The organism is Rhodococcus sp. (in: high G+C Gram-positive bacteria) (genome assembly GCF_049286785.1).
In the GTDB taxonomy this organism is placed as follows: Bacteria; Actinomycetota; Actinomycetes; order Mycobacteriales; family Mycobacteriaceae; genus Rhodococcus_F.
In genome coordinates, this window is the sequence record NZ_JBAQEO010000902.1 from 1 (window position 1) to 3,305 (window position 3,305).

Annotated in this window: 7 protein-coding genes; 2 read left to right on the forward strand and 5 right to left on the reverse strand. The window is 63.6% G+C overall.

Annotated features, from left to right (window positions below):
- The first annotated feature begins 372 nt into the window (after window positions 1-372).
- Window positions 373-612: a hypothetical protein gene (locus WAW17_RS32435; protein ID WP_422336934.1), complete on the forward strand. Its 240-nt coding sequence runs from the start codon at window positions 373-375 to the stop codon at window positions 610-612.
- A gap of 25 nt (window positions 613-637) precedes the next feature.
- On the opposite strand, the gene WAW17_RS32440 is transcribed toward WAW17_RS32435, so the two are convergent.
- The 5 genes from WAW17_RS32440 to WAW17_RS32460 all read right to left on the reverse strand — a co-directional run bounded on the left by WAW17_RS32440 (window position 638) and on the right by WAW17_RS32460 (window position 2,871).
- Window positions 638-1,024: a VOC family protein gene (locus tag WAW17_RS32440; protein WP_422336928.1), complete on the reverse strand. Its 387-nt coding sequence runs from the start codon at window positions 1,022-1,024 to the stop codon at window positions 638-640.
- 10 nt (window positions 1,025-1,034) lie between these two features.
- The gene (locus WAW17_RS32445) at window positions 1,035-1,835 is read right to left on the reverse strand and encodes a helix-turn-helix domain-containing protein (RefSeq protein ID WP_422336929.1); all 801 of its coding nucleotides are present in this window, start codon (window positions 1,833-1,835) and stop codon (window positions 1,035-1,037) included.
- Between the two features lie 271 nt (window positions 1,836-2,106).
- The gene (locus tag WAW17_RS32450; RefSeq protein WP_422336930.1) at window positions 2,107-2,295 is read right to left on the reverse strand and encodes a hypothetical protein; all 189 of its coding nucleotides are present in this window, start codon (window positions 2,293-2,295) and stop codon (window positions 2,107-2,109) included.
- Window positions 2,292-2,543: an SRPBCC domain-containing protein gene (locus WAW17_RS32455; RefSeq protein ID WP_422336931.1), complete on the reverse strand. Its 252-nt coding sequence runs from the start codon at window positions 2,541-2,543 to the stop codon at window positions 2,292-2,294. Before WAW17_RS32455 ends, WAW17_RS32450 begins: the two co-directional genes overlap by 4 nt.
- A complete protein-coding gene (locus tag WAW17_RS32460) occupies window positions 2,536-2,871 on the reverse strand; it encodes an ArsR/SmtB family transcription factor (protein ID WP_422336932.1) in 336 nt (111 codons plus the stop codon). The genes WAW17_RS32455 and WAW17_RS32460 overlap by 8 nt, the downstream gene beginning before the upstream one ends.
- A gap of 102 nt (window positions 2,872-2,973) precedes the next feature.
- On the opposite strand from WAW17_RS32460, the gene WAW17_RS32465 reads away from it, so the two are divergent.
- A partial coding sequence (locus WAW17_RS32465; protein ID WP_422336933.1) for a nuclear transport factor 2 family protein occupies window positions 2,974-3,305 on the forward strand: 332 nt, incomplete at its 3' end.

The window sequence follows — 3,305 nt, forward strand, 5'->3', positions numbered from 1 at the left end:
TGATCGGGTTGATGGTCCGACGCCTGGCGCCACCGCCCGGCCGCAAGCCCTGGCAACGTAGCTCAACCGCCGCTTGAGACTTTCCCAACACGTTCTAAGGGGTATGAAGCAGGTCACAACTCCCCCACTGGAGCAGTCCATATCACAGGTCGGCCCCGGGGTCGGATGGCGACTGCGCCTTCATTTCCCGGGGCGCTTCCGGGCGCGGCTGTGATCTGAGACATAGACCGAAAGGGGTACGGAAATACCCCTGGCAGGCACTGCCGCCGACACCCGATCAGTGTTTGGCTTTCCTTGCGGCGCGTCATCCGGCCCGACGTTCAACTTCTCCGCCGACAACTACGAGGAATCATGACCCCCGACGAACACGCGATGCTCACCTTCGCCCGGCAATGGTTGCCGTACGGAGGGGGCGATGAGCACATTCTTCCCGAATTCGGGTTGCTTCCCCCCGTCTTCTACAGCCGTCTCCACCAGTTGCTCGGCAAAAACCGTTTCCTAGGAGACGATTTCGGCGTCAGACGGCAACTGCTGGAACAGTGCGCGGTGAAACTCGCGGGCGCGCCTCGGTCGCCGAGAAGGGTTGGAGTGAATACGAGACGGATCGCCTGAGCCTGTGAGGCCGAACGTTCGTCAGCTACCGGAGCTCACCACTGATCACCCACAGGTGTCCGAACGGGTCTTCGATCCGGCCTTGGCGCTTGCCGTACGGGCGGTCCTCCACCGGGATCACCAGTTCGGCTCCCAACTGCACCATACGGTCTGCTGTCGAATCCGGATCGGCCACGTTTGCCGTAATGAGGACCGGCGTGCCGCCCAGTGACCGGGGATCGTTCCACCCCCACTCTGGAACGCTCTGTGCCAAAGCAAGGGTTTCTGATCCCACGGTGAGTTCAGCGTGGGTCACCACGTCCCGCGAATCAGTCACTCGGACGGTCAGTGTTGCGTCCAGGGCCTTGGTGTAGAAATCGATCGCTGCATCGGCATCGGACACCAGCAGTTTCGGATGGAGTTCACTGTTCATGGGTCGATGATTACAGGGAAGGGCGGCGCCAACCTTGTAGATTTCGGCCTTCCTCGGCCAGCCATGCAGATGGTGTTGTCTGCATCAGGTCGGTGAAATCATGCACGAGGTGACTTTGGTCGTGGTAACCGCTTTCGGCCGCGACTTGCGCCCAGGAGTCGGCCCCGTCGCCGGCCCGACTGACGGCGGCCGCCACACGCGCGACGCGGGAGGCGAACTTCGGGCTGATCCCGACGGACCGGCGCATCACGTGCCGCAGATGCCGCGGGCTCAGGTGTGCACGGCGAGCCAGATCCTCAACGGACACCCTCCCACCGCTTGCCTCGATCACTCTCAGCGATTCGAGGGCATCCTGAGACGCCTCGGCCTTTCCAGCTTGCCGCAGGCGCTCGAGAAGACGGACTCGCATGATCCGTTCTCGTTGGTCGGCCGGGTGATCTGCCAGTTCCTCGATCAACCAACCCACCCACGGCAGCAGGACATCGGCGCCGACACCCCCTGCATCTAGCTCATTGAGGGGCAATCCAGCCAGGCGTTGCATCGCCATCGGAGACAGTTCGGCATACACCGTCGCCTGGTGGGGCCGAAGGATGAGCCGCGGGGTGGCCGCCTCCGGCCTCATCAGTCCGGCAACCACCGCCTGCATATGGTGGGCCTGCCCGCTGTAGACGACTTCCATGGGAGCATCGAGGCTGAGGACCAGTCGCGCGGTAAGGGCAGGAAGAGCGCTGTGAACGCGCGGTCGGCCGACATGTTCGCTGGCGGCAACCACGCCGATACCGGCCGCACGACATGCCCCACGCAGTTCCACCCCCGCATTCTCGCATTCGCGGCGGCATTGAAGTCCCGATTTAGACGCACACCGCACACACACATACACTCCCGCACCTGCAGCGGCTTCGAGTGTCCGTGCCTCATCGGCTCGGCGGATCGACAATTCGGAGTGAACGCGGAAGTGGCTGCACCCCAAGGCCACAACGCTTCGCCGCGATCGCGAACGGCTCCGGGCGTGGTTCACCGGCCAAGAGGCCTCACCGGCCGGACCGAACATCGCGGCCTGGCGCACGCCACCGTTGCGATTGTCACTTTTCGCTGATGACGGCCCAGGAGCGCTGGAGTGCCTGACGCCAGGTCCGGTTGTCATGGTTGGGCCCGGGGAGGATGCGTACCCATTCGCGCATGGTGCGAGCACCCATGGTCATGGGACCGGCGACGCCGTCGGCGATGAGTTCTTGGGGCTTCGGATTGCGCGACTTTGACGACGAGATCACCGGTGTTGCTGATGAACGTGAAGAACCCGGCAGAAGTTCTCAGGCCTTGCCCGTTGAACATTCGCCCTTCGGTGACGCCGGCGTCGGGTGGGAACTCCGGCGATCTCGATGTCGAACCGGCCACCGGGCCGTGGTTCGAGGCTCGCATGCTCGCCCATCCACGCGGTCATGCCCTCTTCGGTGACGAGATAGTCGAACACCACCTCGGGGGCGGCGTCGATGTCGATCGAAGAGACGTGCTCAGCCACGCGAGCCGGTCTCTCGTCCTTCGACGGCGGCTTTGAGCGCGGCCAGGCGATCGGGCCAGAAGTCATCCAGATATGAGCGGATCGCGGCCAGGCCGTCAGTGTTCACCGCGAACAGATGGCGAGTACCGGCCTTGGTGCCTTCGACCAGGCCCGCCCGTCGCAACACTCCGAGATGGTGGGACGTCGCCTGCTGCGACAGGCCGATCTGCTCTGCAATGACCCCGACGGGTTGAGACTCGGCGCGAATGATCGCGAGGATCGCTCGACGGTTCCCGTCGGCCAGCGCTCGCAGCGATTCGTCCAGGCTCGGGGCAGGGTCCGAGGGCATCGACATCAACTCCCTTCGTTCACCCATATCGTACACAAGTGAGTTCTTGTACTTATGAATCTTTGTGCTTAGGGTAGATGCACGATCACGAGGAGGAACCCCATGACCACAACCGCGACGGAGACGGAGACGGCCCTGGCGTACATCCAAGCCGTCAGCGATCACGACCTGACCGGACTGGATGCACTCTTCGACGATCGGTTGGTCGCCGCCTTCGCAGGCACCGAATACGGCAAACGCGAGTGGATCGGCGCGCTGACCCGCCTGCTACCCGCGCTCGTCCACAACGAAATCCGCGAGACCTACACCGAAGCTGATCGCGTGTGCGTCGTCTACGACTTCGTCACGGACACCGACGCCGGCGCGGTCCGCTGCGTCGAACTCCTCACCGTCACCGACAACCGGATCACCAGCATCGAACTGCTCCTCGACCG

What these genes read in the sequence shown, in the direction of transcription:
- WAW17_RS32435 (WP_422336934.1), top strand. Translation starts at nt 373, where the DNA reads ATGCTCACCTTCGCCCGGCAATGGTTGCCGTACGGAGGGGGCGATGAG.
- WAW17_RS32440 (WP_422336928.1), bottom strand. Translation starts at nt 1,024, where the DNA reads ATGAACAGTGAACTCCATCCGAAACTGCTGGTGTCCGATGCCGATGCA.
- WAW17_RS32460 (WP_422336932.1), bottom strand. Translation starts at nt 2,871, where the DNA reads ATGCCCTCGGACCCTGCCCCGAGCCTGGACGAATCGCTGCGAGCGCTG.